This is a genomic window from Neorhizobium sp. 05N33 (assembly GCF_056397445.1).
The window spans coordinates 81,723-105,991 of sequence record NZ_JBFTNK010000001.1; the positions used below are offsets into that span (position 1 = coordinate 81,723).

Sequence of the window (24,269 nt, forward strand, 5' to 3'; positions counted from 1 at the left end):
GAATCGTCCGGCGTATTGGAGGAGGAACTGAAATGAAAACCAAGAAAAAGAGAAGCCTTGCGCTTGCGACAGGCCTGGCACTCGCGGTGATTTTCGCGAACGCCCCGGCCGAGGCACAGGAAAAGAAGACCGTCGCCTATCTGGCGCCGTCGCTCGACATCTCCTACTGGCAGTGGGTCGGTTACGGGGTGAAGCAGAAGGCTCAGGAACTCGGCATGGACTATGTCGAATATACCTCGGAAAACTCGCCGGCCAAGCAGATGGACAATGCCCGCACCGCTATCACCAAGGGCGTCGATGCGATCGTCATCGGTCCCGTCAGCTCGACCAGCACGCCGCCACTGCTTGCCTATCTGAAGTCGCAGAATATCCCCATCGCCTTTGCCGGGATCGGTCCGCAGCCGGGCCAGACCGACTATACGTCGTCGGTGACCGCAAACAATTACGAAACCGGCAAGGCGCAGGGAAGTTTCGTCTGCAAACTCGCCAAGGATCGCGGCGGCAATAAGGTCGGCATGCTGTCGCTGCCGCAGGACCGCGAGAACGCCCAGAAGTACCTCAAGGGTGCCGAGGAGGCATTCAAGACGGATGGATGCACGCTGGCGCAGATTCTCGAGACCCGCGGCTTGACCGTCAACGAAGCCGTCACGCAGGCAAACGACATGCTGACCGCCCATCCCGACATCAAGGGGATCTACGGCATGTATGACGAAGCGGGAACCGGTGCCGCCAAAGTTCTCCAGACCCGCGGCCTCACTGGAAAGGTCGGAGTCGCGGTCGCGGACGGCAGCCCGACGACGATCGCGCTTTTGAAAGCGAACGCGATCCAGGGCATATTCTTCCAGGAAGCGGTTGGGCAGGGCATCGACGGGACGCAACAGGTCTTCAACGCTCTGACCAAGGTTCCGGTCAAGAAGGATTTGGCCCTGGTCATGCCGCTGGTCACGGCCGACAAGGTCGATTCACCGGAAGCCAAGGCCGTCATCGCCCGCGTCTTCCCGCCGGCCAAGTGACATGAAGCGGGTGCGGGTCCTCGACGCCGTACCCGACCCTTTTACCCATAGGAGCGGAATCCGAAGCATGGACCAGTTTCCCATCATAGATCCCCATTTCCATCTGTGGGATCTGGACAACAACTATTACCCGTGGCTCTCCGACGGCGTGAAGCCGTCCGCATTCGGCGACTATACCGCGATCAACAAGACCTATCTCATCGAGGATTTTCTTGCCGATGCGCGCAACCAGAACCTGGTCAAGGCGGTGCATCTCGATGTCGGCTACGATCCCAAGGATCCGGCCGGCGAGACGCGCTGGCTGCAGGCGGTGGCCGACAAACATGGTTTCCCGCATGGCATCGTCGGTTATGCGGATCTTCGCAAAGACGACGTCGGCGACCTGCTCGACCAGCACATGCAGTATGCCAACTTCCGCGGCATAAGGCAGTCGATGAACTTTCATACCGACCCGGCCAAGACGTATCGGACCGAGGCGGAGGTCAGCCGTACACCGGAATGGCGCAGGGGCTTCAGGGAACTGGCGCGACGGGGCCTGAGTTTCGACCTGCAGCTCTATTACTGGCAGATGGAGGAGTTTCTCGAACTGGCGCGCGACTTTCCGGATGTGCAGATCATCCTCAATCACACGGGCATGCAGGTGGATGGTCCCGAACACTTCGAAGGGTGGTGCAAAGGCATGAAGACCTTGGCGCAGGCGGCCAACGTCGCCTGCAAGATTTCCGGCCTTGGCATGGGCAATTGGTCCTGGAGCACCGAAGAGATCCGGCCCTATGTCGAAGAGGCGATCGCTGCTTTCGGGGTGGAGCGCTGCATGTTCGCCTCGAACTTCCCCGTCGACAAGCTTTTCTCGAGTTACGACGCGATATTCGAGTCGTTCAAGGAGATTTCGAAGACCTTTGCCGAAAGCGAGCGGAGATCCTTGTTCCATGACAACGCTGCGCGGCTTTACCGGATCTGACGAACTCGGTCGGATCAATGCGGCTTCGACAACGCCAGCAAAAGGGCCGCGCAAGACTGACGCGGTTCAAGATCTCATAGGCAAGCCAAGGCCGACAGACGTAGAGGCCATGCAGATCACGAGTTCGAAGACCGTTCACCAGATCAAGCTCCGTCAAATGGTGACCATGACTTTAGAGAGGGTCGGGGACGATCGAGAACGATCCTGCATCCGGACGGGTTGGTGGAGCCGGAGGCAGCTAAGACGCCTCGAGAACTACAAAGCAGCCAAAATAGCGGCCGACGGAGGCGGCGGCCCTTGAGATATGAAAGTCAAAACATCCAGAGGGGCCGGTCTGGCTCGGTGATGCAGGATGCCTCCTCTTTTCCGACATTCCGAACAAGCGCATCCTCCGCTGGTCTCCAGGCGCTGGGGTCTCTACGTTCCGACAGCCCTTGAACTTTGCCAACGGCAATACGCGCGACAGGCTGGTAACGTGCGAACATGGCACGCACCGTGTAACACGCACGGAACTTGACGATTCCGTCACTATTGTGGCTGATCGCTACCGGCGCAGGCGCCTGTGTGAAACGGCACCGAAGGTTGACCCTGTTCGAAAATGCGGTAAGCGCCTGATTGTGTTTGCCAATTCACAACGAGGCTTGGGGGCATCACCGGCGCCGATCGTGACCCCACCAGAACTCCGTTTCATCTCAGTAAATCAAGCGCTTATAGAAACGATCATAGGGGTCAACCTTCGGCGCTGTTTCACAGTACGTTCTCGCAACGCGTGCGCGAGAGATTGATGGCGAAGCTTGATGAAACGTGGACGGCAGCAATTGTTGCAGGCCAATTTCATATGAGCGAGGCGACGCTGAGACGACATCTCGCTGCAGAAGACTCAAGCCTCAGCTCCCTTCTTACAGATCTGCGAATGACGCATGCACTTTCTCTGCTGCAATCAACGGATTTGCCTGTGGGTAGTATCGCTAGAGACGTCGGCTACGAATCTGCTTCACGATTTGCTTCGCGATTCCGCAGGCGTTTCGGGTTCTCACCTACCGCTGTCCGAGGTCATCGACGCGATTGTTCTTCCTCAGAACCCCGAACGCACCCATTGCGGGCGGGTGAGGTTGCGTAGGATGCCTTTTGACTATGACGCCGCCAACAGCGCCCGGGCTGATTGGGAAATCAGCGCGGTTTATTTCGAGCCCCTCGTCGTGGAGCCGATAGGAAGCGCGCAGTGGCGCAATCTCGTCAATCAAAGCCCAGAAAGTTGCTTCAAGTTGGATGCTGGTAGATAACTTCCCCAGTAAGCATCTGTGAGAAGGCCTTTGATCGTTCCCTGGGTTCGCCATCTATGAAAAGGGCTGCTCCCACGACAGCAAGATTCACCCGAAGTTCATCCAGTCGCTTGAAGTGATCGGGGCCGATCTTTCCGTCCACGACGGTGTAAAGTCCGATGGGACGTCGTTTAAGGCGCGCAAACGCATGCTCGTCAAAGGATCCGCCCCCAGCCGGGGCCGTCAGAAAAAGGCAACCATCCGAATGCTCTGCAACTTCTTCTAACGCCGACACCTGCGTAGTATGCCGAAGCGCGGCATAGGCCCTCACTCCATTGCTGCGAACGATCTTCGACAGCACCCCGAAGTCTTCCTCCGCCTCTAAATGGATCGCAATCGACCTCACACCCATCTCCGAAAATCGGATCACAGACTGTTTCGGTCGCGCCACCATGAGGTGCACGTCCAAGGGTGTAGAAGTGCATTCACTAAGGTCGCGTATGACTCTCGTGGTCAGGCCGTATTCAGGGGCAAATACCCCGTCCATAACATCAAGATGCAGGGATTCGACGTGAGCGAGGACCGCTTCAATCTCTTCCGCCAGGCGAAACGGATCGGCCGCATAAACGGATGCCGAAAGCGCCGTCATGTTGCTGTGGGCGCCCATGCCGCTTCACGCAGCTTTGCATGGGACCATTCGCCCACCGGCTTTGGCTCAGCCGCGCAATAGCCGTGCTGAAAGATCGCGATGCGATCGCAGATCTCGACGAGCTCTTCCTCCTCCGATGAGACGACCACGATGCACCTGCCTTCGTCAGCCAGGCGTCGGATGATGTCATAGATGTCCGACTTTGCGCCGATGTCCACGCCCTTCGTTGGCTCGTCGAGTAGGATCAGATCTGCGCCCTGTTCAATAATCCGCCCAAGCAGCACCTTCTGCTGGTTTCCGCCCGAGAGCGATCTGGTGGGCGCATCAAGACGACCTCGCGTGCCAATCGAGGCGAGAGTTCGTTGTGCCGACGCCCTTGCCGCTGCAATGTCGACGAACCCCCGCCGCCGATATTTGATCAACGTGGACAGCACGACATTTTGGAACGAAGACATCAATGGAATGAAGCCATCCACCTTGCGCTCTTCGGTGAGGAATGCGATCCCCCTTGCAATGGCACGCTTCGGATTCACCGGCTCGTATGCCTTCCCAGCGATCTCGATTGTCCCAGCGAAGGCAGGCTCCATACCGTAGAGAGTCCTGAGGAATCTGGTGCGACCTGAACCGACAAGACCATACAGCCCGAGGACTTCGCCGCGGCGCGCCTCGATGTCGGCGCCTTTGAGCCTCTTGCCGGCCAACCCCTGCACCCGCAGGAAAACATCCTCGGCCGCGCGGGGCGCGCGCCGGGTTGTGGTCTGCTGCCCATGGGCGTCGCCGACGATTGCACCAATGATCTCCCGCTTGCTGACGTCAGCACCGGCAGCGTAATAAACCACTCGCCCCCCAGACAGGACGGTCGCCTCATCGCAAACGGTTAGCACTTCATCAAGCTTGTGGGAGACAAGCACAATGCCAATGTTTCGCTCGAGCGCGATGCGACGGACGTGCGCGAGCAACTCGGTCGACTGGTTGCCGTCTAGTGCTGTCGTCGGCTCGTCGAGGAACAAATAGCGTACCTTGCCCTCGAGATTGGCGATCACCTCGATGAGTTGCTTCTCAGGGTGGGAGAGGCCCTTAACACTACGAGTCACGTCGATGTTGAGACCGTAACTCGCCAGCAGCGTCCTGGAATAGTTGTTCATCTCGGCGGTGCATTTGAAACCGCCAAGGGTGACCTCGCGCCCCAGGAAGAGATTTTCAGCCACGGTAAGGTTCGGGATAAGACGAAGCTCTTGGTAGACGCAGCCGATTCCCTGAGAGAGCGCCTCTCTGGGTGAAGAGAGCCGTACGACCTTGCCGTCCACTGCCATTACGCCGTCGTCCGGCGACTGAGCGCCAGCGAGGATCTTGAGCAAAGTGGACTTGCCAGCGCCGTTGTGACCGAAAAGCCCGTGAATAGTACCTGGCTTCACTTCGAAGTCGATTCCGTGCAGCACCCCCACACCTGAAAAGGACTTCGTGACGCCTTCTGCCTTGTAGGTCGACATTTCATCTACCTCAAATCTACCGATGGGAGGTGGACGCGCGAACAGGTCCGCGCGTCCGGGCGTGGTTAGTAGGCCTTGTCGACCGTCGCGCCGGCGTTGTCTTTGTTGACGAGCAGGGGAGGGCTGTCGATAACCGGCTCGAGCTTTTCCCCAGCGAGGAACTTCTTGATATTCTCGACCTGGATCTGGGCGAGCTTTGCGGGCTCCTGGATGGCGCCGGCCTTGAGGATCGAGTTTTCCTCGATATGCTTCACGCCAAGTTTGTCGACGAACGCATAGAGCTTCACGTCATCGCGGCCGAGCTGCTGAATGGCGGCAATAGCACCGAGTGCGGACGGCTCGGTGTCAGAGTAGACTACGGTGATTTTGGGATTGCCCTGCAGCATTTCGGTGGTGACCTTCAGCGACGTCGTCTCTTCGACTTTTCCGTTGACGAGCGCCACGAACTTGACGTTCGGATTGGAAGCAAGTGCTTCCTTGAAGCCGTCGTCACGGGCATTTGCTGCGACCGAGGTCGGCTCGCCTACGATCCCAATCACGGCCTTGCCATCGGCGCCGATGTCCTTGAGGAGCTGCTTGCCGATGTAAACGCCGCCAGCCTTTTGATCGGTCTGGACGGCCTGCTCAACCTTCAGGTTCTCCGCCTTGAGGCCGGCCGGATCCGGCAGCAGGTTGATGGTGAAGACCGGGATCTTTGCCTGGTTGAGCTCCGAGACGGATGCGACGCAGGGGCCTGAGGAGACACAATTGAGCGCGACCGCGTTCACGCCCTGCTGGATCATCGTCTGAACCTGGGAAAGCTGCTTGGCATCGTCGTTATCGGCAATGAGGACGCGTACCTCAAAGCCCTGCTTAGCCCCGTTTTCCTGGAAGCTCTTCTTCATGGCGACGTAGTAGGGATTGGTCAGGTTCGGAAGGGCGACGCCGAGGACCTTCTTGTCCTGGGCATTGACCACTGCCGCCGACATCGCGAGCGACATTCCAAATGCCGCCAATATCGAATTCTTCATAACCTTCTTCATCGTACTCCTCCTTGTGGATGATGAATTTCATTCATTGCCGGTCCGGCCGGCGCCGTCTCGTTTCACGCCTCAGGCGCTGCCGAAAACTTTTTCTTCAGCGCGGCGATCCAAGGCAGGGAAAGCCGGCTGGAGGAACGCATGGTGTCGAAGGTCACGCCGACGAGGATGATCACGCCGATGACGAGCGGTTGCCAATAAGCGCTGACGTTCAACACGTTCATGAGATTGGAGATGGTCGCGATCAGCGTCGCGCCGATCATAGCGCCCCAGATCGAGCCTATGCCGCCAAACAGGCTGACGCCGCCGACGACGGCACCTGCGATCGAGAAGAAAAGCTCGTCACCGCGACCCGCGGTCGGATAACCGGTCATCAAACGGGAACCATATATCAGGCCGCCGCACGCGCCGCAGAAGCCTGAGATCGCATAGACCAGGATCGTGATCCGCGAAGTGCTGACGCCTGCCAGGCGGGCGGCCTCAACGTTTCCGCCAACCGCAAAAATATGGGTGCCGGTCACCGTTCGCTTAATGAAAGTTGCCGCCGCGATGACAGCAACGACCAGAGCGATGACCGGGAACGGGATGCCGAAAAGTTTGAACTGGCCGATGAAGCGGTAGCCGAAATCCATCACACGGATAGATTCCGCACCAGTGATAATCTGCGGGACAGAAGCAGCCACGCCCATCATCGCAAAGGTCACGATGAACGGCGGCACGCCCGTCTTGTCGATGATCACTCCGTTGAGTGCGCCCGCGAGTGCTCCGAATCCGAGCACGAGAACCGCAGCGATCGGCCACGGCAGACCGATGTATTCTATGAAGACCGCAGCAAGGACGCAGGTCATCGCCACGACGGAGCCGCAGGACAGATCGATGCCGCCGGTGAAAAGAACGAAGGACTGTCCCAAGCAGAGGAAGCCGATGACGGCTCCGTTAAGGAGCAGCACGAACATGTTCGACAGAGTGAGGAAGTTCGGTGACGCGATTGCGCCAGCGATCATCACGACTAGAAGAACGAATGCGATACCTGCTTCGGCAGGAACTCTTATTCCCTTACCTTCATGCGGCTGGAGTTGCGTCATGTCCGTCATTGTCCTTCCTCCACTTTGCAAGGGGCAGGGCAGCTCTGTAGGCTCCCCGCACTTCTTCCATTCGGCCGACGTCTCCCGCGCCCGGCTCCGCCACGACGTCATATCGCGGCTCCCATTGTTCGGCGATTCGCGAGGTGTGGTGTCCACCGACGGCGGCGGCAGCCTGTACGGCGGCGCCTGCCGCCGCCGCTTCTGGCAGATTGCAGGTCCAGATTTGTCTTCCCGTCAAATCGGCGAGGATCTGGCGGTAGGCGCTGGATCGGGAGGCACCACCTGTCACGATCAGGCGGCCGTCCGCCTCAAGTCCTTCGGCAGCGAGCAAATCGCCGCCTTCCAGCAGTCCGCAAATGACCCCTTCGATCGCCGCTCTCGCAATCTGTCCCGGTTCTATGTCGCTGCGAATTCCGGCCAGTACGCCGGTCGCATATGGGAGATCGGGCGTGCGTTCGCCGTCGAGATATGGAATCAGGACAAGGCCTCTTGATCCTGGCTCGGCGGCGAGCGCCATCGTGTCGAATTCGTCCGTCGTAACACGGAGGATTCTACGAAACGCATCCGTCACTTTCGCCGAATTGAGGGTGGTGATCATCGGAAGAAAGGCGTCGCTTGCATCGGCGTAGCCGTTGATCGAGCCGGTGACGTCCTTGATGCCGACAGGGGTTCGGCCGTAAAGAGTGCCGCTAGTGCCGAATGAGATGACGACGTCGCCTTCGCGAACACCCATGCCAAGCGCGGCGGTCATGTTGTCGCCGGAACCGGCGCCGACAACGGCGCCCTCAAGTGCTTCGAGTCCTTCGATCCGCTGGACCTGTCCCGATGCGTCGCTGGATGCAATGATTTCAGGGAGGGCCCGTTCCCAGTCTATGCCAGGTACGGCCAGGTCGGCGAGGGAGGGATCCCACTTGTTCGTGAAAGGATTGAAATAGCCGGTTCCCGAGGAGACGCCGCGTTCCGTCGCAATCCGGCCACTCAACCTGTAGAGGAGGTAGTCCGATGGAAGCATTATGTGCTTGGCCTTGGCAACCAGGCCGGGAAATACCCGTTCCGTCCATGCGAGCTTGCTGACGGTCAGAGCCGGTGCGGGAACGGATCCCGTGCGCTGCGCCCACTCCTTAAGGGAGAGCTTTCGGCGGAGTTCCGAAGCGTCCAGCGCGGCCTCGGTGTCGTTCCACAACTTGGCATCTCGAAGCGGCAGCCCATCAGAACCGAGCATCACGAGGCCATGGCCCTGTCCACCAACTGAGACGCCGGCAATGCGGGGTAAATATGCGGTCAAGTCGCCGAACGCCGAGACAAGTGCCTGCCACCAAGCCTCAGGCGGCTGCTCGCTCCGCGGCGGCGTCGTCGGAGGATGTGGCTTGCGAGCCTCCGCCACGACGACACCATCTTCCAAGCGGCGAAGCACTATGGTGCAGGACTGAGTGGAAGAGTCGATACCGGCGACCAGATCGCGCTGCATGTGCTCAGTCCTCTACGATCTGAAGGCGCTTGAGGCTGTCTTCTGCATCGCGGCCGACGGCGCCCGAAGGGTGCGTGAAGAGAAGTCTGTCCCATCCATAGCCACGAGCGGCGCGGCAAACCTCGACCAGCGCATCGGTTACTGCCGCCGTCGCAAGCGAGCTTCCGGTCGCTACGACCGCGCCGAGATCGCTGTCCGCCGGAAGCGTCAACTTGATGACGTAGTCCGACATAAGCGCCAGCGGTGACGCGGGATCTGCCGTGATCGAGATCAGCCCCGCGCAGAGCGTCTTTGCGCGTTCGCAAAAGTCGTTGAGTTCATCCGAGCTTCCGCCCTTTGAGAGAGCAAGGACGAGATCTTCTGACTGAAGGACACCCAGCCCTCCGTGAAGACCATCGGCCGGCGGGAGGTAGAAGGCGGGTGTACCGCCTACAGAAAGGAGATGGGCTGCACGGCTGGCGATCGCGCCGGAGGTGCCACTCCCGGTGACCAGGACCTTGCCCTTGCACTCGATGAATCTCTTGGCGACCTCAAGAAAAGTATGGTCGATTCCCGCAAGCGCGCCAAGGATTGCCGAGGCATCCGCACGGATAACCTGCTTAGCGCGTCCAACCCATTCGTGTTCCGACTGCATGAAAAGCCTCCCTGATGGCGACCATCATAGGACAGGCTTTAAAAATCGTCAAGTGAGTGCATTGGTGCTCATTTGAGCGCTATCGAATTCCGGCCATCAATTTCCGCGCCACGCCGGCATCCGTGATGAGGGTCGTTACCCATTGCCCTCTCAACGCGGCCCTGATGGCATCGACCTTTTCGAGGCCGCCGCCGATGCCAATGCGCTCTGGAATGCGCCGAAGCTGGTCGGTGCTGAGACACAAGCCGGTTTGATCAAGGGGGCTAGGGACACTTGCACCTTCTTCGTCGATCAGGGTCGCACAGACGTCGGCGCATACGTTTTTCTTCAAGGCGTCCCGTCGCCAATTCTCAGGAAATCCGGAGCAAAGACACGACTCTGCCGGCCTCCATGAACCGATGCCGACCGCGAGAACGTCAATCCTGTCGTATCGTGACATGGCGTTCGCGATAGACGTCTCGTTTCGGAGTTTTGCAATTAGATCCGGGTCGTCCACCCACATCGGCCCGAACAGCGCATACGCGGCGCCTCCGCTCGTTCTTGCGAAGCGGTGGACCAACTCGGTTGGGTTCTGGGAAAGATCGAGGCCAGCGGGGCTTCCACCTGCCTGAACGACGTCAACCCGCGGCAGGCGGCTGAGCGCCTTTGCAGTAGCGGACAGCGTTCGTCCCCAGGAAATACCGAGTAACTGTCCGTCGATAAGCGACTCCTCCAGGAAATCTGCCGCGAGTAGCCCGAGAGAATCGAATAGCTCAGTTGCATGGAGGTCCGGTCCGTCGAGGACCAGAGCTGCTTTCAAGCCGTATTTCTGCCGAAGCTTTTCCGCCAGTTCGATGTTCATGTCTCCCTGGTCGTTGATTTCGATCTTGACGATCCCATCGGAGAGGGCCGTATCCAGCAACCGTGCAACCTTGAACCTCGATATTCCGAGTTCATCCGCAATCTGTGACTTGGTTTTTTGCTCGATGTAGAAGCGACGGGCAACAAGGGAGGCCTGCAATTTCTGTAGAGGGCGCCGCGGCATTTGAGAACACCTGTGCTCATTTGTTGGAATTGGCCTGATCTATTTGACAGATTGCGCGCGGAGGGGCAACGGCGCGCGGAGCTTCGGTCCGGCGAGCACCTCAAGCAGAAGCAAAATCCTTTGGTCCAGCGCGACGAAGCAGGCTGATCTAACGAGGATTGACGTTCACCTTCGTTGGGGAAGTTTGGGAGGCGCCCGGCTGAAGCGTGACAGATCGAATCAAGTTCCATAATATCTCTTATGCGACCTTTGCACGTGTGGAGGTACATTCTATTTCCAAGTGCGACATGTAGCACTGCTATTCGCAGCTCACCTTGTCCGACCGCCGCCACGGTGACACCGATCTATCCGACGTCACATAGCGACAACCTTGCCCGTCACCTGAATGCGCAGCCACGCAAATGCCTTGGATGCAAAACCCGGCCGAAGTGTTTATCGCCCATTTGCGCGAAAGTGGCTGATGCCCTGCCCTCCATAACCGGCATGATGCACCTGCCGTAGATTCTCAAAAAGTGCACACCTTTGCCGACAGGTCCTAGTTGCACGAAGTCTCGGTTTATACCACTGTGTAGCCGTGACGGAGGGTACAGTGATGGATCAGAAGAAGCCGAACCCGATTGATGTACATGTTGGATCAAGGATCCGATTGAGACGGGCCATGCTGAAGATGTCCCAGGAGAAACTGGCCGACGGGCTTGGGATTACCTTCCAGCAAGTGCAGAAATACGAAAAGGGAACCAATCGGGTTGGCGCCAGTCGTCTTCAGATGATTGCAACTATACTGAACGCGCCTGTCGGCTATTTCTTTGCCGATGCGCCAACCCCGTCATCGGCAACCGATAGCAAGCCTGTCGTGCACGAGGAAGATGCGGTGACCTCCTTTCTGGCAACCCGTGAGGGGGTGGAACTCAATCTGGCATTCCAGAGGGTGGCAAATGCGAAGCTGCGCCAAAACATCGTTCAACTGGTCAAATCCTTGGGGCCCCCGTCAGGTCTGGATCGCGATCACGCGGATCCGGGCGCAACGCGTTAACGGATCATTCCGATGCTCCGGCTTGTGACATTCGGCGGCCTTTGGCTTGCTGACGAGGAACGAGGGACAGTGCCACTGCCACAGAAGGCACTGTTCGGCCTCGCCTATATGTTGGCCAGCGATGAATTTGAGCTGCCGCGAGATTATCTGGCGCGGCTGCTTTGGGCAGGCGATCAAGACGCCGCCAAAATCAACTTTCGAAAGATGACCGAGCGCGTGCGCAAATGCGCCATGGACGGCTGGCCCGCTCCACTCGATTTCACGGCTTCGACCGTACAGCGGTCCACCGAGCCGCTTGAGGCGGATTTCTCCGTCTTCTCCAATGATCTTGAAGCGCTGCCGCGATTGAACGCGATGTCGGAATTGATGACGCGGCAGTTTATGGATGAAGCCAATTTACCCGTCGGCCTGAAACCATGGGTCGAGAAACAACGTTCGGTCCAGTGGCAACGTTTTCGCGCGGGGCTCTTCGAGGCACAAGCAGCCGCGGCAAGTCGGTCGGAATGGGCCGATGTCAAGGATAGCGCAAAACAACTCCTCGAACACGATCCGGGCGATTCTGCCGTACGCGAGGTGCTGTTTGGGGCGCATCGTCATGAAGACCAAATCGGATCCTCTAAATCATCGATCGGTCGAGCCGAGTTCACGTTGCCCATGGGGACAGCAATCGTCCCCCAAATGCCCATGGAACTCCCCCGGCTGGTATTGCTACCCCCCCAGGAAGCGGAGCAAAACTCTGCTTATCCAGCCCGGGCATTGATGGAAGATATCACGATAAGTCTTTGCTCCTTGAGGACGGTGGCGGTCGTTGCTCCGTATACGGCAGCCCGCATCCGGCAGGATGCGGATAAGATGGCCCAGCTGGAGAGACATTCCATCTCCTACGTCCTTGACACCAACATCAGCAGCGAAGGCCTCTTCGTACAGATGGTGTTCCTTCCCTCGGATAGCGTTTTGTGGGCGGAGCGTTTCCGCCTCAACGCCAGCTCACTTGCTTCACACCGCAGACAAGTGGCGCAGATGATCGTGATGGCCATCAGCGACCACCTGCAGCGCACCGAAATTGTGCTCGCTGATTACCGTGCTCATCCGGATGTCTATAGGTCTTATCTTGCAAGTGCCCAGCATCTCAACAAGTTCACGCTCCCTGACGTGCGCCGGGCCAGAAATGCCTTTCGAGAAACGCTGAGAATGCGCGGAGATTTCGCGCCGGCGTTGGCGGGTTTGTCCCGTACCTACTCCTGGGAATGGGTCTTGACGGCGCGGGGAGAGACAGAGCTGCTGGTTCAGGCGGAAGAAACGGCAAGAAAAGCGGTGGCCTTGGAGCCGGAACTGGCATCGGCGCACAGGGAGCTTGGGCTATCGAGGCTTTACCGCGGCGATGTCGACGGAAGCCTGGAGGCATTCGATCGGGCGGAGGGATTGAGCCCGCACCTTGCCGACGCAATATGCGGATATGCCGACGCTTTGGTTCATGCATCGAAGCCTGCCGATGGGTTGGCGAAGATCAGCAAAGCTATCCGCTTAAATCCGATATGCCCCGACGATTATTTCTGGATTGCGGCTGGCGCCAGCTATTTCCTGGGTGAATTTCATCAGGCTGTCAGCTACATAGATCAAATGGGGGACTCCTCGTCGGCCCGGAGATTGCTTGCGGCGAGTTATGCCATGGCCGGCGATACCGCAAAGGCACGCGTCCATCGCCGCAGGGCTCAGGAGCTCAACCCGCAATTCGATCTCGACAAATGGCTTTCCGTGCTCCCGGTGAAAGAACAATGGCAGAGGGAACTCTACCGAGAGGGCCTGATGAAAGCCGGATTTTAGATTTTTCGTGCCAACAACCTGAGGGGTAAATATGGCAAGAGTTGTGATAATCGGGCTGCCCGGAGACGATCAGCTTTATCTCGCGGACATTGACGCAGGAACGGTCCTGCCGATGCAGCCGCCAGTTTCCGGACCGCTGGCTGCGGCAAACGATCTTAGAAATGTAGGGGGAACAATTGTCAAAGACGTCAACCTGGCGGTTGCAGTCTCCTCTTCCGAACAGGCTTTCTCCGGTGTCTTCGATGGCTAAGCTGCCGACGGCGTAAGCGATGGACCGCATCTGCTTACCCGAGGAGACCTACGAGCGGGTGCGTCCTTTTCTGAAGACGCTTGGAATAACCCGTATCGGCCGCCAGACCGGACTCGATCATATCGGCATTCCGGTCTGGTGCGCCTATACTCCAAACGCAAAATCGATCGTGGTTGCTCAAGGCAAAGGACTTGCCGATGCCGATGCGCGAACATCCGCGGTCATGGAGGCCATAGAGCGGGCCGTTGCTTGCAATCCGTTCCTGCCGATCAGGAATGTCTCCGCGTCAGCTCTTTCGGATGCCGACGAGCGTGTCGATTTGCTTGTGCCGCTTCTTGGCCGGAACCAGTCCCCTCCCCGAGCAACCGAAATTATGGCATTTGCGGCGGGAGAAGACCTCTTCAGTTTTGATCGCGTCTACGTTCCGGCCGAAGCCGTGTCACTCGATCGGACCCTGTCGAACTGCCGATACTGGCAATCTTCGGATGGCCTTGCATCGGGCAACACATATGACGAGGCAATTTTCCACGGTCTTCTCGAGCGCGTCGAACGCGACGCTCATGTCTTGTGGCAGGTTCTTCCTCAATCCAGTCAGCACTCCAGGTGTCTGGAACCCGACGCATTCAGCGATGAGGACATTAGGTCCCTCATCGTGAAGATCGAGGATGCGGGCATCCTGCTGCGCATGTTCGACATGACAAGCGATATCGGCGTACCGTGTATCGGCGCCTTCCTTGCGGCGAATGCCGCGCTCGCGTCCCGCGCGCCGCGATATGTCGACGTGACGTTCGGCTGCGGTGCTCATCCATCCCCCGAACGCGCTGCCATACGCGCGCTGACGGAAGCCGCGCAGTCCCGGGTCACTTATATTAGCGGCGCACGCGATGACGTATTCCATGAGACCTATCGGCGACCGCTGCCCGAGCGGTTGCTAAAGTTGTTTTCTGCGGATCCTTCACGCAGCGCGCCTTTGCCCGGTCCAGGCGACCTCGCAGGAATCCTGGGGAACTTGGAGCGGTCGGGTATCACGCAAGCAATCGCCGTCCGATTGAGCGAGCCGACATCACCTTTTGCGGTCGTCAAGATATTGGTGCCCGGACTGGAAAGCCCCGAGGGAGAACGACGGCACAGATTTGGCGGCAGGGCGATGACAGCATCGTTTAGCTCATGAAAGTACTTTTTGTCGGTCCAAGCCTGCCGGAGGCAGGACGTTTCGTTGCTGATGATATGATTGTGAGGCCGCCGGCGATGCAGGGAGACGTGCGGCTGGCAGTCGACCAGGGCGCGCGGGCCATCGGATTGATCGACGGCGCCTTCGAATATGTCGCCCCCGTCTGGCACAAGGAAATTCTCTACGGTCTCTCGAAAGGCGTGGCGGTCTTTGGAGCGGCGAGCATGGGTGCCTTGCGAGCGGCAGAGTGTCACGCCTTCGGCATGATCGGCATTGGGGAAATCTTTGCGGCCTATGCGAGCGAAACCCGTATCGACGATGCGGATGTCGCTCTTCTGCATGGACCGAAAGAGCTTGGATATGTCGCTATCACCATTCCGATGGTCAACGTCGACGCAACGATCGCCGGCTGTTGCACGCGCGGTCTGATCTCCGCCCGGGAAGCGCGGCATCTCACGGAAAGCGCGCGATCTTTGTTCTTCAAGGCCCGTAGCTGGAACGCGGTCGTGGCAAACTGCTTGGAGATTGCGAGTGGGCGCGCCAACGAATTGCTGCGAATTCTTCGCCACAACTATGTGGACCAAAAAAGAGCGGACGCCATGGCCCTGATCGATGCCCTGCGTCACGCCGACGCCTATTCTCCCCCCACCCACTTTGAATTTAACCGAACATCTCTCTGGCGCGATGACTAGCGTCATCAGCCATGCGTTGTGTCACGCCGATGTCACGCCCGACGCCCTCAAAGAGTTTTAGATTGCCCGCACAGGTTGGGGGTTGGTGCATGGCATGCTCGGATTTGCAAATTGATATGGAAGCAGAACTCGTCGCTCTGGCGAGGTTGGTGATCTACGCGAGAGAGATCGCAAAGGGTCTCAAATCGATCGAGGTCGAGGCTGGACTTTCCGTGACGCTTGAAGCGATCACCAAGGAGCTTACTGGTGATCTGGATGTTACGGCGGCCAAGCACTCACGCAAAACACCAAGTCAAACCTATCAATAGGCGGGAACCGCGATCGGATAGTGAGCGACGGTTGATGTCGCTGAACGGTGCAGTGGGGGCGGCACGAAGGGCTCGACGGGCGGTATGGAAGCACGTCGAGCCCTCGCCGCAGTGGGGGTAACCGCTGGGGGCGGCCCTGCGGCAGTGGAACCTCCATACAGCTGTCGCTGTCGTCCAGTTCAATCAGGAAATGTAGCGTATCTTCGGCAAATTTCCACCGCAACCGGCGAGTTACCGGGACAACTTTTGCAGGTGCATCATCTTATCGCCGCGCCGGATCAATGCGCCAGCAGAATGCCTTCAAAATTAGATGGATTTGAACAAATCGGATAAAACTGGCATGAAAGCGAGACTGTCAAAAACTGCTTCTGCTGAAGAAAGTATATCGGTCTTCGGAGTTCCAACCGCCCGCAATAACACGTCGGCCATGAGCCTGCGCGGTCCACGGCCGTGGGTTCAACTTGACCGCAGAACGGTTGCTGTTTCTCTAGCTCTTCTGAGCGCGCTTTGGATATTGGGGGCGGCGATCCTTGTCTATCTACTGACATAGAGCGTCGGTTGGTCCGAACCTCCTGGATATCCAGCTTGATTCCGGATCTCCACCCGTTGTTCCACCTTGTCTATCTGGCATAGAGGCGATCAAGACGCACGACCTTGCCCAGTACGGTCAGCGCGATCACGGTAAACAGTATCAACACCGCTGAGATTGCATGCGCGGTCGGCTCGAGGCTGAAGGTTGATTCCGCGTAGATCCTGACCGGCAGAGTCGTCAGCCGGGCGGTGGTGAGGAAGCTCGTCACCGTCACCTCGCCGAAGCTCAGCAGGAAGCCGACGATGCCGGCCGCGAACAGCCCTGGCGCCAGTCCCGGCATGATGATCAGGAAGAAGCGTCGCACCGGGCTTGCCCCAAGGCTCGCCGCCGCCTCTTCCTGCGCCCGATCGAGCCCCATGACCGAGGTGGTCAGAAGCGTGATCGCAAACGGCAGGATGACGATCACGTGGATCGCCACGAGACCGAGGAAAGGCGGGATGATCAGGTAGATCTGCAGCAACCGCAGCATACCGACGCCGATCGCCACATGCGGCAGCGACATCGGTAAAAGCCAGAAGGTCAGCAGCGTGGACCGGCCCTTGAAGGGATAGCGAGCAAGCGCGAACGCTGCAGGCAGCGAGAGCGCCAGTGCCACGAGCATGGAGGTGACGGCAAGCTGCACCGACACCCAGAAGGCATCCGCATAGGTTCCGGCAAAGAATACCGCCTCGTACCATTTGAGCGTGAAGCCGCGGAAGCCGGAAGCGGTCGCCTGCGGCACATCGTTGAAACTCTGGACACAGACGAGCACCAGCGGCAGCAGCAGGAGCAGCAACGAGGTTGCAAGCAGCAGCTTCGACACGATCGGCCCGAGGATGTCGATGATCTGCACCAGCCAGCGCGGAATGCTCCACGGATTGCTGGGCTTGCCCTTCAACCACGGCATCAGGCGATTGAGCGCGTAGGCGCAGAGCGCCGCAAAGGCGAGACCGGTGACGGTCATGACGATCGCAAGTGCGGCGGCAAGCGGCGCATTGAGGTTCTTGATCGCTTCCTGCAGCACCAGCATGCCGGTGGTCCAGACCTTCTTGCCGCCGAGCAGCGAGGCGGACACATAGGCCGTGGTCGCCATCAGGAAAACGATGACGGTACCGGAACGCAGGCCCGGCAGGGAGAGCGGCAGGTCGACGGTGAGGAACCGAACCGCCGGAGATGCGCCAAGGCTCTGGGCCGCTTCATGCACCCGCGGCGAGGTGTTCTGCAGGTTGTCGTAGAGCGCCAGCACCATGAACGGCAGGAAAACCTGCGCCAGTGCAACCGCGACCGCACCATGGGTGAACAGCATGAACCGGGCCGGTGGAATGCCGATGAGGCCGGTGACGGAATTGACCAGCCCTTCGGGTGCCAGCAGCAGGATAATGCCGAGCGAGCGGACCACGACATTGGTCAGCAGCGGAATGAGGATGACCGCAAACGCGGCTGCGCGGTATTTCACCGGCATCCGCGCCAGCCAGTGGGCGAGCGGATAACCGAGAAGCGCGGTGATCACGGTGACGCCAAGGCCGAGCAGGATGGTTTCGGAGACGACGCCGAAATAGAAGCCGTCCGAGACGATATCCCGGAACTGCGCGATCGACGGCGCCAGGAACAGCGGGCCGAAAGGATCAGGATACTCGTGCAGGGAAAGCACGAGTACCACGAACATAGGCGCCGCGAAGGATAAAAGCAGCCAAAGGGTGACCGGCGCTGCAAGCGCCGGCCCGATCCAACGGTTCATCCGGCGATCTCCCGATCGTATTTCGCCTGCCATTTGGCGCGGCTGGCATTGATCACGTCCCAATCGAAATCGACGAGTTTGGCGACATTGGCATCGCCGAGCACGAGCTTCGACTTGATGTCGTCCGGTACGGTAATGTTGCTGACGGTCGGCGAGTAGTAAATCTGGCGTGCGTAGGCGAGCATGCAGGGCTCGGAGAGATGCAGGTTGATCCACTCTTCGGCGAGCTTCTGGTTCTTGGTGCCTTCGGTGATGCAGGCGACGTTCATCGAAAGCGCCTGTCCCTCGACCGGGGTGGCGATCGCAATATTGGGATTGCGCGTTTCGACATAGGACTGGGTGAAGCTGCCGAATTCGACGGAAAGATCGGCGAGCTTCTGGTCGAACATTTCGAAAAGCTGCGCCTGGCTGCCTTGGATCGCCGCGAAAGGCTTCAGTTCCTTGACCTTTTCGAACGCGATGTCGGCGTTCTTCTCGTCGCCGCCCCAGACCCGGGCGGCCATCATCAGCGCGGAAATGCCTTCGGCGCCCAGACCATCCGGCCAGGCGATGCGGCCCTTCCATTCCGGGTTCCACATGTCCTTCCAGGAGGTGATCGGCTTCGACGCCTTGGTCTTGTCGTAGACGATCGTGCAGGGGTTGAAGGCAACCCCGTAACCGCCCTTGCGGGCGCTCGGATAGAGCGCTTCGAAATTCTTGACGGCAGGTGTCGGCGCCTGGGTCACGCCGTCCTTCACTGCCTGACGGCTTTCGAAGATGTTCAGGTAGAGAACGTCGAAGCTCGGACGGCCGCGTTCCGCATAGGCGCGGGCGCGACGGTCACCGGTGCCGCCGAGAACATAGCTGATCTTGCAGCCGTATTTCTCGACCAGCGGCTTCTCGACATGTTCCTTGACGATCTTTTCCTGCGCGCCGCCCCAGATGCCGACGACCAGTTCGTCGCCCTTTTTTGGCTCCTGCGCGGAGGCGGGACGGATGATGTGGAACGGTGCGGCAAGGCCAGCACCGGCGATCAGCTTGTTGAATGTACGACGCGAGACGTTCATGTCTTGGTTCCCCTTTTTTCGGTCAGATGAATGTGGCGCCACCCGGCTGGGTCTGGATGCTGCACGGCGTCCCAAGGGGCGGAGGCGGCATATCCGAAGGCACGATCAGGCGGATCGTGCCGCATGCGGATTGGATATCGGCTTCGTAGGTGTCGCCGAGGAAGGCTGCATTGACGAGCGTGCCTGAGACATGCAGCGGGCCTGTCTCACCGGACAGTCTCAGGCGAGATGCGCGCAGCACGAGACGGGTGGCACCGGCAGGCGCCCCTTCGCATGTCAGCCCCGGCGCGGAAAACAGGCCGTTCTCGGTCTTGCCCTCGATCACCGTGCGGGCACCGAGGAAGGAGGCGGTGAACGGCGAATGCGGCCGGTCACAGAGCCCGACCGGCGTGCCGATCTCGGCAAGCAGCCCCTTGTTCATCACCGCGACGCGATCTGACATCGCAAGCGCTTCTTGCTGGTCATGGGTGACGAAGACGGTGGTGATGCCGAGCCGCTGCTGCAGCGTGCGGATTTCGGTGCGCATGTCGGCGCGAAGATGGGCATCGAGGTTGGACAGCGGTTCGTCGAGGAGGAGCACGTCCGGTTCGATCACCAGCGCGCGGGCAAGCGCCACGCGCTGCTGCTGGCCACCGGAAAGCTGGCCGGGATACCGATCGTAATAGGCGCCGAGCCCGACCGTATCGAGTGCTGCGGCAGCGCGGGCACGGCAATCGGCCTTGCCGACATGGCGCATGCGCAGGCCGAAACCGACATTGTCGAGCGCCGTCAGATGCGGAAACAGCGCGTAGGACTGGAAGACGACGCCGATATTGCGGGTATGGACCGGGCGCTTGCTGATGTCCTCGCCGTTGAGGATGACGCGCCCTTCCGATGGCTGCACGAAACCGGCGATCATCCGGAGCGTCGTCGTCTTACCGCAGCCGGACGGCCCGAGCAGCGACAGAAGCTCGCCCTTGGCGACCTCGATCGTGAGGCCGCTGACGGCGACGGAATCGCCGTAGGTGGCCGTGATGTTGTCGAGCGTGAGGTAGTGCTTATGCGACATGGTCGAGAGCCTCGGGCATGATCAGGCGGGAACGAGTCGTCCCGCCATGGCAGATGGAAATGGTGATCGGTCGCCGCGCCATTTCGGGCACGGACGCGAAGGGACCGTCGCCGGGATGAACTTCGAAGACCGGCGCGCCGGCGCCCTGCAGCGAAAGCCGCAACGCGAAACCTTCGGAAACGGTGACGCAGATAGGGCGCAGACTGATGCGCGCCGAAACCCTGCCGCCGCCTGCGAAGCGGGCATAACCGGTGCTCAGCACCCTCGCCTCTCCAGATGGCGCGACGAGCGACAGTGTCGCGCCGAGGTCGAAACCTTCGGATTGCGTCTCCACCTCGATCTCGGCCGAGGCCTCGCCAACGAAGAAACGCGCCGCGTCGAAGGGTGCACTGGTATAGACGGCGACATCGGCGCGGTTATCGTGGTTGCTGCGATCGGCAAAGCCGACAGGCGTGCCGAGATGGCCACCGACAAGCGGCGTCGGCCGGGTCGGATCGTGCACGAACGTGTCGCGGGCTTGTGCGCCGCTCTCCATCAACAGGCTACCGTCGCTGACCATGGCCGCGCCAAGGCCTGAGGAGGAGAGGAAAAACTCGGCTTCGGAGCTGACGGGGCGATCTGCGCAATCGCACCAGGCCCGACGCCCCATGTCGAACAACCTTACCGGCTGCGGTCTCTCGCCGAGCCCCTTGAGATAGAAATCAAAGAAGGCCAGTTGGGCGCGGTCGATCGAGAGTTCCGCACCAGCACCCATATCACTTGCGCCGCCTGCACGGTTCCAGGGTGCATGTGCCCAGGGGCCGATCACCAGATGAGTGCTATCCGGATGCTTGGCCCTGAACGCGGCATCTGCAGCCCAGGTGCCTTGAAGCAGGAAGTCCGCCCAACCGCCGGTGTGAAGGACCGGAATATCGAGCGGATCGTCGGCCAGCAGCGCACCCGGCGAAACCGCATCCCAATAGTCCTTTTCGTCCGCCACCCATTTGCCGAGATGCGATATGTCGGGCCTTAAGACGAGCAGGTCGCGAAGGGCTGCATCGTCTCCGGCACCGCCGATCTCCGCATAGGTCCTGGCATCCTCGCGCCGTGCAGCGGTCAGCCGCGCCATCTGCGCCGCCCAGCTGGCATTGAGCCCGAGCCGGAAGGCATTGCCCTCATAGGCCCAGTCGTCACGGGGCATCCACGAACCCATGGCAGGCGCAATCGCATCCGGCCGCACCCTCCCCTTGCCGGCAATGGCGAAATATTGTGTCACGGCCTGATAACTGAAGCCGTAGAGACCGAGCTTGCCGCTGCTTCCGGGCAATTTAGCCGCCCATTCCAGCGTGCGCGCGCCGTCGGCCATCTCGCTGACGAAAGCCTCGAAAACACCACCGGAATCGCCGCAACCGCGCACGTCCTGGATGACGACGATATAGCCGCGCGAGGCATACCACGAGGGGTGCGCCAGAACGAGGGTGGAGGCGATGGCCCTCCCGTAGGGCTGCCGCATCAGGAGGACCGGAAATGTGCCCTCCCCGATCGGACGATAGATGTCGGACACCAGCACGACGCCGTCATCGAGCAGAAGCTCGCCCCTTTCGGGGCCGGAAACGCCGTATGGTGCGGGTGACATCGTCAAATCATCAGCCCTTGTACATGGTTTTGGAAGTGATCCGGTCGAGCGGGAAATCCAGTACTTCCCTGATCAGCTTCAGGAGATTGGTGGCGCTGCGCTCGACATAAAGCCGGCCGCGCTCGGCATCGCCGGCAGCGGCATTGCCGCAGGCGCCGGAAGGCTGCACGTCCTGGGTCTGCCAGCCGTAACCGATCCGGCCTTCCGGTATCAGCAACCCGCCGGCCGCCTCCAACTCGACGGAGACGGGAACAAAATCCTCGGCATACTGCATGTCGATCAGCTCGCGATGCAGATACAGCATCACGCTGGTTTCCGCCTCGCCGCCATGGATGCCGTGCTTCATCTCATGGGCGCTGAACAGGTCGGAGAAATCGGCGCCGGCACTCGCCCAAGCACTGACGGCGAACATGTCGAGCTTGATGCGCAACTCGCGGCAGACGATGTCCATCACCTGCGGCTGGCCGCCATGCGAATTGACGAAGATGATCTTGCGGCAGCCGGCGCGATTGACGCTCTCTCCGAGTTCGAACCACATCTTGGCAAGCGTGTCGTAGTTGAAGGTGAGCGTGCCCGGATAGGCGGTATGCTCGACCGACTTGCCGACCGGCATCATCGGCAGGACCAGAACTGGCAGGTCGTCATCCATCAGTTCGACGGTGCGGGCAACGACGCCGGCATTGATCGCGGCATCGACGCGGACCGGCAGATGCGGCCCGTGCTGTTCGACGGCAGCGATCGGCAGGATCGCCACGAACTTCTCCATCTCGAATTCGGAGAAATCCCGCGCCGTATGGTCCCACCACCAATGCGATTTCAGTTTCATGGTCATATCCTCGGTTTCATTGTCAGGCTGCGGCGGCGCGTGCCGCCAGCTCCGCCTTGGCGATCTTGCCGGTGGGGGTCATGGGCAGCTCTGCGAGCGAGATCACCGTCATGACGGAGAGGTCGTAGGGAAGCGTGGCGGCGATCTGCGCCTTCGCGGCCTCACCATCGATAGGTGCGGCGGCCTGCACGAAAGCGACCGGCCGGGTCTTCATCACCGCATCGGGAACACCGACCACCGCCGCCTGCTCGATGCCGGCGACCGTCGAAAGTGCCTCTTCCACATCGCGCGGATACCAGGTCTTGCCGCCGACTTCGAGAAGTTCGGAGCGACGTCCCATCATGGTGACAAAACCGTGCCGGTCCATCGTGCCGATATCGCCGGTCCACAGCCAACCGTCGCGCAGTGTCTCGGCGGTCTTTTCGGGCTTGCCCCAGTAACCCCACATGAAACCGCCGCGAAGCGCGATCTCGCCGACCGAACCGCAGGGAAGTTCGCTGCCGTCGGAATCGAGAATGCGCACTTCCTTGTCCGGCAGTGGCATTCCGGCGCGGCGGGTCTCGATGTCGGCGGCATCGAGCTTCGGAAAGCCCAGCGCCACGAAACCGCCGAGCTCGGACTGACCATAGCTTTCGACCAGCGGCAGCTTCAGCTTCTCGTGCCAGCCAGCCTTTAGAACTGGTGGAACCGGACCGCCGCCGGACATGCTCATGCGCAGTGCCGCCGGCACCCGGCTGCGGATGGTGGCCTCGTTGAGGAGATCGGTCAGGATCGGCGGATTGGCGATCAGCATGGTGGCGCCACGGGCCTCAAGCGCATCGAAGCCGGCCTGTTGCGTCCAGCGCCCCATGACATTGATGGCCGCACCACGCGAAAGCTGCGGCAGGAGATTGCCGACCAGCTGGTAGGAGCTCGACAACGCGCTTGGGCCGAACGAAACGTCGGCCGCGGTGATCTGCAGCCGCTCGGCGATGCAGCGGGTCGCCCGCACCGTCGGCTCGTGCTTCAGGCAGGCGCCCTTCGGTTTGCCGGTGGTCCCGGATGTATAGGAAAGATGGGCAATCGCATCTTCATTGCCCGGATCGGCAGGCGCCGGCAGGGCAGCCGCCATCAGGTCCGGCAGGGAATGAGCGCCCGGTTGCGGCCCATCCATGCAGATCAATGCCCGGATTGTCGGCACGCCGGCGGCGGCCGCACTCACCTGTTCATGCTTGTCATGGGTATAAACAACCGCGGTCGGCTGATGGTCGCCGAAATAATAGGCAAGTTCATCGGCGAACTTGACGTTTACGAGAGCTGAAATCGCCCCGAGCCGCCAGCAGCCCAGCATCGTCGTCAGATAGTCCATGCCGTTATGCGCAAAGATCGTCACCCGATCGCCCGGCTTGACCCCGAAACTGTGCAGCGCGCCTGCAGCCCGCTCCATGGCTTCGACGGCCTGAGCATAGGTCAGGCTCTTGTCGCGATCGACCCAGTGGAAACAGGCATGGTCAGGATCGCGATTGGCGCCATCCACGAGAAGAGTGTGCATCAGCATTCGAA

Annotated in this window: 22 protein-coding genes and 2 pseudogenes; 10 read left to right on the forward strand and 14 right to left on the reverse strand. The window is 60.0% G+C overall.

The window, feature by feature from the left end; all coding sequences use genetic code 11:
• Positions 1-32: 32 nt before the first annotated feature.
• The 4 genes and pseudogenes from AC1DLT_RS00390 (at position 33) to AC1DLT_RS00405 (ending at position 3,094) form a co-directional block, all read left to right on the forward strand.
• Positions 33-1,013, forward strand: a complete 981-nt coding sequence (locus tag AC1DLT_RS00390) for a substrate-binding domain-containing protein (RefSeq protein WP_477485485.1) — start codon at positions 33-35, stop codon at positions 1,011-1,013.
• Positions 1,014-1,080: 67 nt separating this feature from the next.
• The gene (locus AC1DLT_RS00395) at positions 1,081-1,974 is read left to right on the forward strand and encodes an amidohydrolase family protein (RefSeq protein WP_477485486.1); all 894 of its coding nucleotides are present in this window, start codon (positions 1,081-1,083) and stop codon (positions 1,972-1,974) included.
• Between the two features lie 323 nt (positions 1,975-2,297).
• Positions 2,298-2,537, forward strand: a pseudogene (locus tag AC1DLT_RS00400) (SMP-30/gluconolactonase/LRE family protein); the annotation flags it as partial.
• Positions 2,538-2,758: 221 nt separating this feature from the next.
• Complete coding sequence (locus AC1DLT_RS00405; protein WP_477485487.1) at positions 2,759-3,094, forward strand: helix-turn-helix domain-containing protein; 336 nt, start codon at positions 2,759-2,761, stop codon at positions 3,092-3,094.
• A 52-nt stretch (positions 3,095-3,146) separates the two neighbouring features.
• On the opposite strand, the pseudogene AC1DLT_RS00410 reads toward AC1DLT_RS00405, so the two are convergent.
• From AC1DLT_RS00410 to AC1DLT_RS00445, 8 genes and pseudogenes are all read right to left on the reverse strand, one after another.
• Positions 3,147-3,311: pseudogene (locus AC1DLT_RS00410) on the reverse strand (ribbon-helix-helix domain-containing protein); the annotation flags it as partial.
• Positions 3,235-3,885 (reverse strand): beta/alpha barrel domain-containing protein, encoded by a 651-nt coding sequence (locus AC1DLT_RS00415; protein ID WP_477485488.1) that lies wholly within the window; start codon positions 3,883-3,885, stop codon positions 3,235-3,237. The pseudogene AC1DLT_RS00410 and the gene AC1DLT_RS00415, both read right to left, overlap by 77 nt.
• On the reverse strand, positions 3,882-5,375 hold the full coding sequence (locus AC1DLT_RS00420; RefSeq protein ID WP_477485489.1) for a sugar ABC transporter ATP-binding protein: 1,494 nt from the start codon (positions 5,373-5,375) through the stop codon (positions 3,882-3,884). The genes AC1DLT_RS00415 and AC1DLT_RS00420 overlap by 4 nt, the downstream gene beginning before the upstream one ends.
• A 65-nt stretch (positions 5,376-5,440) precedes the next feature.
• A complete protein-coding gene (locus AC1DLT_RS00425; protein WP_477485490.1) occupies positions 5,441-6,397 on the reverse strand; it encodes a substrate-binding domain-containing protein in 957 nt (318 codons plus the stop codon).
• Between the two features lie 62 nt (positions 6,398-6,459).
• A complete protein-coding gene (locus AC1DLT_RS00430; protein WP_477485491.1) occupies positions 6,460-7,488 on the reverse strand; it encodes an ABC transporter permease in 1,029 nt (342 codons plus the stop codon).
• On the reverse strand, positions 7,457-8,947 hold the full coding sequence (locus tag AC1DLT_RS00435; RefSeq protein ID WP_477485492.1) for a xylulokinase: 1,491 nt from the start codon (positions 8,945-8,947) through the stop codon (positions 7,457-7,459). Before AC1DLT_RS00435 ends, AC1DLT_RS00430 begins: the two co-directional genes overlap by 32 nt.
• A gap of 4 nt (positions 8,948-8,951) precedes the next feature.
• On the reverse strand, positions 8,952-9,581 hold the full coding sequence (locus AC1DLT_RS00440; protein WP_477485493.1) for an SIS domain-containing protein: 630 nt from the start codon (positions 9,579-9,581) through the stop codon (positions 8,952-8,954).
• A 79-nt stretch (positions 9,582-9,660) separates the two neighbouring features.
• On the reverse strand, positions 9,661-10,605 hold the full coding sequence (locus tag AC1DLT_RS00445) for a sugar-binding transcriptional regulator (protein WP_477485494.1): 945 nt from the start codon (positions 10,603-10,605) through the stop codon (positions 9,661-9,663).
• A gap of 592 nt (positions 10,606-11,197) precedes the next feature.
• Between AC1DLT_RS00445 and AC1DLT_RS00450 the strand changes: the two genes are divergently transcribed.
• The 6 genes from AC1DLT_RS00450 to AC1DLT_RS00475 all read left to right on the forward strand — a co-directional run bounded on the left by AC1DLT_RS00450 (position 11,198) and on the right by AC1DLT_RS00475 (position 15,883).
• On the forward strand, positions 11,198-11,638 hold the full coding sequence (locus AC1DLT_RS00450) for a helix-turn-helix domain-containing protein (protein ID WP_151046383.1): 441 nt from the start codon (positions 11,198-11,200) through the stop codon (positions 11,636-11,638).
• A 12-nt stretch (positions 11,639-11,650) separates the two neighbouring features.
• Positions 11,651-13,462, forward strand: coding sequence for a tetratricopeptide repeat protein (locus tag AC1DLT_RS00455; RefSeq protein WP_477485495.1), 1,812 nt, complete (start codon positions 11,651-11,653; stop codon positions 13,460-13,462).
• Positions 13,463-13,493: 31 nt separating this feature from the next.
• The gene (locus tag AC1DLT_RS00460; protein ID WP_477485496.1) at positions 13,494-13,712 is read left to right on the forward strand and encodes a hypothetical protein; all 219 of its coding nucleotides are present in this window, start codon (positions 13,494-13,496) and stop codon (positions 13,710-13,712) included.
• Between the two features lie 19 nt (positions 13,713-13,731).
• Positions 13,732-14,883, forward strand: a complete 1,152-nt coding sequence (locus AC1DLT_RS00465) for a YcaO-like family protein (protein ID WP_477485497.1) — start codon at positions 13,732-13,734, stop codon at positions 14,881-14,883.
• Positions 14,880-15,575: a TfuA-like protein gene (locus AC1DLT_RS00470; protein ID WP_477485498.1), complete on the forward strand. Its 696-nt coding sequence runs from the start codon at positions 14,880-14,882 to the stop codon at positions 15,573-15,575. The genes AC1DLT_RS00465 and AC1DLT_RS00470 overlap by 4 nt, the downstream gene beginning before the upstream one ends.
• Positions 15,576-15,691: 116 nt before the next feature.
• Positions 15,692-15,883 (forward strand): hypothetical protein, encoded by a 192-nt coding sequence (locus AC1DLT_RS00475; protein ID WP_040124909.1) that lies wholly within the window; start codon positions 15,692-15,694, stop codon positions 15,881-15,883.
• Between the two features lie 620 nt (positions 15,884-16,503).
• On the opposite strand, the gene AC1DLT_RS00480 is transcribed toward AC1DLT_RS00475, so the two are convergent.
• From AC1DLT_RS00480 to AC1DLT_RS00505, 6 genes are read right to left on the reverse strand one after another with little or no spacing between them, the layout of a single operon-like run.
• Positions 16,504-18,192, reverse strand: coding sequence for an ABC transporter permease subunit (locus tag AC1DLT_RS00480; protein ID WP_477485499.1), 1,689 nt, complete (start codon positions 18,190-18,192; stop codon positions 16,504-16,506).
• Positions 18,189-19,238, reverse strand: a complete 1,050-nt coding sequence (locus tag AC1DLT_RS00485) for an ABC transporter substrate-binding protein (protein WP_041364942.1) — start codon at positions 19,236-19,238, stop codon at positions 18,189-18,191. The genes AC1DLT_RS00480 and AC1DLT_RS00485 overlap by 4 nt, the downstream gene beginning before the upstream one ends.
• Before the next feature lie 22 nt (positions 19,239-19,260).
• On the reverse strand, positions 19,261-20,286 hold the full coding sequence (locus AC1DLT_RS00490; protein WP_477485500.1) for an ABC transporter ATP-binding protein: 1,026 nt from the start codon (positions 20,284-20,286) through the stop codon (positions 19,261-19,263).
• Positions 20,276-21,901, reverse strand: coding sequence for a CocE/NonD family hydrolase (locus AC1DLT_RS00495; RefSeq protein ID WP_477485501.1), 1,626 nt, complete (start codon positions 21,899-21,901; stop codon positions 20,276-20,278). Before AC1DLT_RS00495 ends, AC1DLT_RS00490 begins: the two co-directional genes overlap by 11 nt.
• Positions 21,902-21,911: 10 nt before the next feature.
• On the reverse strand, positions 21,912-22,727 hold the full coding sequence (locus tag AC1DLT_RS00500) for a creatininase family protein (protein WP_477485502.1): 816 nt from the start codon (positions 22,725-22,727) through the stop codon (positions 21,912-21,914).
• Positions 22,728-22,749: 22 nt separating this feature from the next.
• Positions 22,750-24,264: a class I adenylate-forming enzyme family protein gene (locus AC1DLT_RS00505; RefSeq protein WP_477485503.1), complete on the reverse strand. Its 1,515-nt coding sequence runs from the start codon at positions 24,262-24,264 to the stop codon at positions 22,750-22,752.
• Between the last annotated feature and the right edge of the window lie 5 nt (positions 24,265-24,269).

Bases quoted from the DNA above. Each gene is read 5' to 3' on its own strand.
- AC1DLT_RS00390 (WP_477485485.1), top strand. From the start codon at position 33: ATGAAAACCAAGAAAAAGAGAAGCCTTGCGCTTGCGACAGGCCTGGCA.
- AC1DLT_RS00395 (WP_477485486.1), top strand. From the start codon at position 1,081: ATGGACCAGTTTCCCATCATAGATCCCCATTTCCATCTGTGGGATCTG.
- AC1DLT_RS00405 (WP_477485487.1), top strand. From the start codon at position 2,759: ATGGCGAAGCTTGATGAAACGTGGACGGCAGCAATTGTTGCAGGCCAA.
- AC1DLT_RS00415 (WP_477485488.1), bottom strand. From the start codon at position 3,885: ATGACGGCGCTTTCGGCATCCGTTTATGCGGCCGATCCGTTTCGCCTG.
- AC1DLT_RS00420 (WP_477485489.1), bottom strand. From the start codon at position 5,375: ATGTCGACCTACAAGGCAGAAGGCGTCACGAAGTCCTTTTCAGGTGTG.
- AC1DLT_RS00425 (WP_477485490.1), bottom strand. From the start codon at position 6,397: ATGAAGAAGGTTATGAAGAATTCGATATTGGCGGCATTTGGAATGTCG.
- AC1DLT_RS00430 (WP_477485491.1), bottom strand. From the start codon at position 7,488: ATGACGGACATGACGCAACTCCAGCCGCATGAAGGTAAGGGAATAAGA.
- AC1DLT_RS00435 (WP_477485492.1), bottom strand. From the start codon at position 8,947: ATGCAGCGCGATCTGGTCGCCGGTATCGACTCTTCCACTCAGTCCTGC.
- AC1DLT_RS00440 (WP_477485493.1), bottom strand. From the start codon at position 9,581: ATGCAGTCGGAACACGAATGGGTTGGACGCGCTAAGCAGGTTATCCGT.
- AC1DLT_RS00445 (WP_477485494.1), bottom strand. From the start codon at position 10,605: ATGCCGCGGCGCCCTCTACAGAAATTGCAGGCCTCCCTTGTTGCCCGT.
- AC1DLT_RS00450 (WP_151046383.1), top strand. From the start codon at position 11,198: ATGGATCAGAAGAAGCCGAACCCGATTGATGTACATGTTGGATCAAGG.
- AC1DLT_RS00455 (WP_477485495.1), top strand. From the start codon at position 11,651: ATGCTCCGGCTTGTGACATTCGGCGGCCTTTGGCTTGCTGACGAGGAA.
- AC1DLT_RS00460 (WP_477485496.1), top strand. From the start codon at position 13,494: ATGGCAAGAGTTGTGATAATCGGGCTGCCCGGAGACGATCAGCTTTAT.
- AC1DLT_RS00465 (WP_477485497.1), top strand. From the start codon at position 13,732: ATGGACCGCATCTGCTTACCCGAGGAGACCTACGAGCGGGTGCGTCCT.
- AC1DLT_RS00470 (WP_477485498.1), top strand. From the start codon at position 14,880: ATGAAAGTACTTTTTGTCGGTCCAAGCCTGCCGGAGGCAGGACGTTTC.
- AC1DLT_RS00475 (WP_040124909.1), top strand. From the start codon at position 15,692: ATGGAAGCAGAACTCGTCGCTCTGGCGAGGTTGGTGATCTACGCGAGA.
- AC1DLT_RS00480 (WP_477485499.1), bottom strand. From the start codon at position 18,192: ATGAACCGTTGGATCGGGCCGGCGCTTGCAGCGCCGGTCACCCTTTGG.
- AC1DLT_RS00485 (WP_041364942.1), bottom strand. From the start codon at position 19,238: ATGAACGTCTCGCGTCGTACATTCAACAAGCTGATCGCCGGTGCTGGC.
- AC1DLT_RS00490 (WP_477485500.1), bottom strand. From the start codon at position 20,286: ATGTCGCATAAGCACTACCTCACGCTCGACAACATCACGGCCACCTAC.
- AC1DLT_RS00495 (WP_477485501.1), bottom strand. From the start codon at position 21,901: ATGTCACCCGCACCATACGGCGTTTCCGGCCCCGAAAGGGGCGAGCTT.
- AC1DLT_RS00500 (WP_477485502.1), bottom strand. From the start codon at position 22,727: ATGAAACTGAAATCGCATTGGTGGTGGGACCATACGGCGCGGGATTTC.
- AC1DLT_RS00505 (WP_477485503.1), bottom strand. From the start codon at position 24,264: ATGCTGATGCACACTCTTCTCGTGGATGGCGCCAATCGCGATCCTGAC.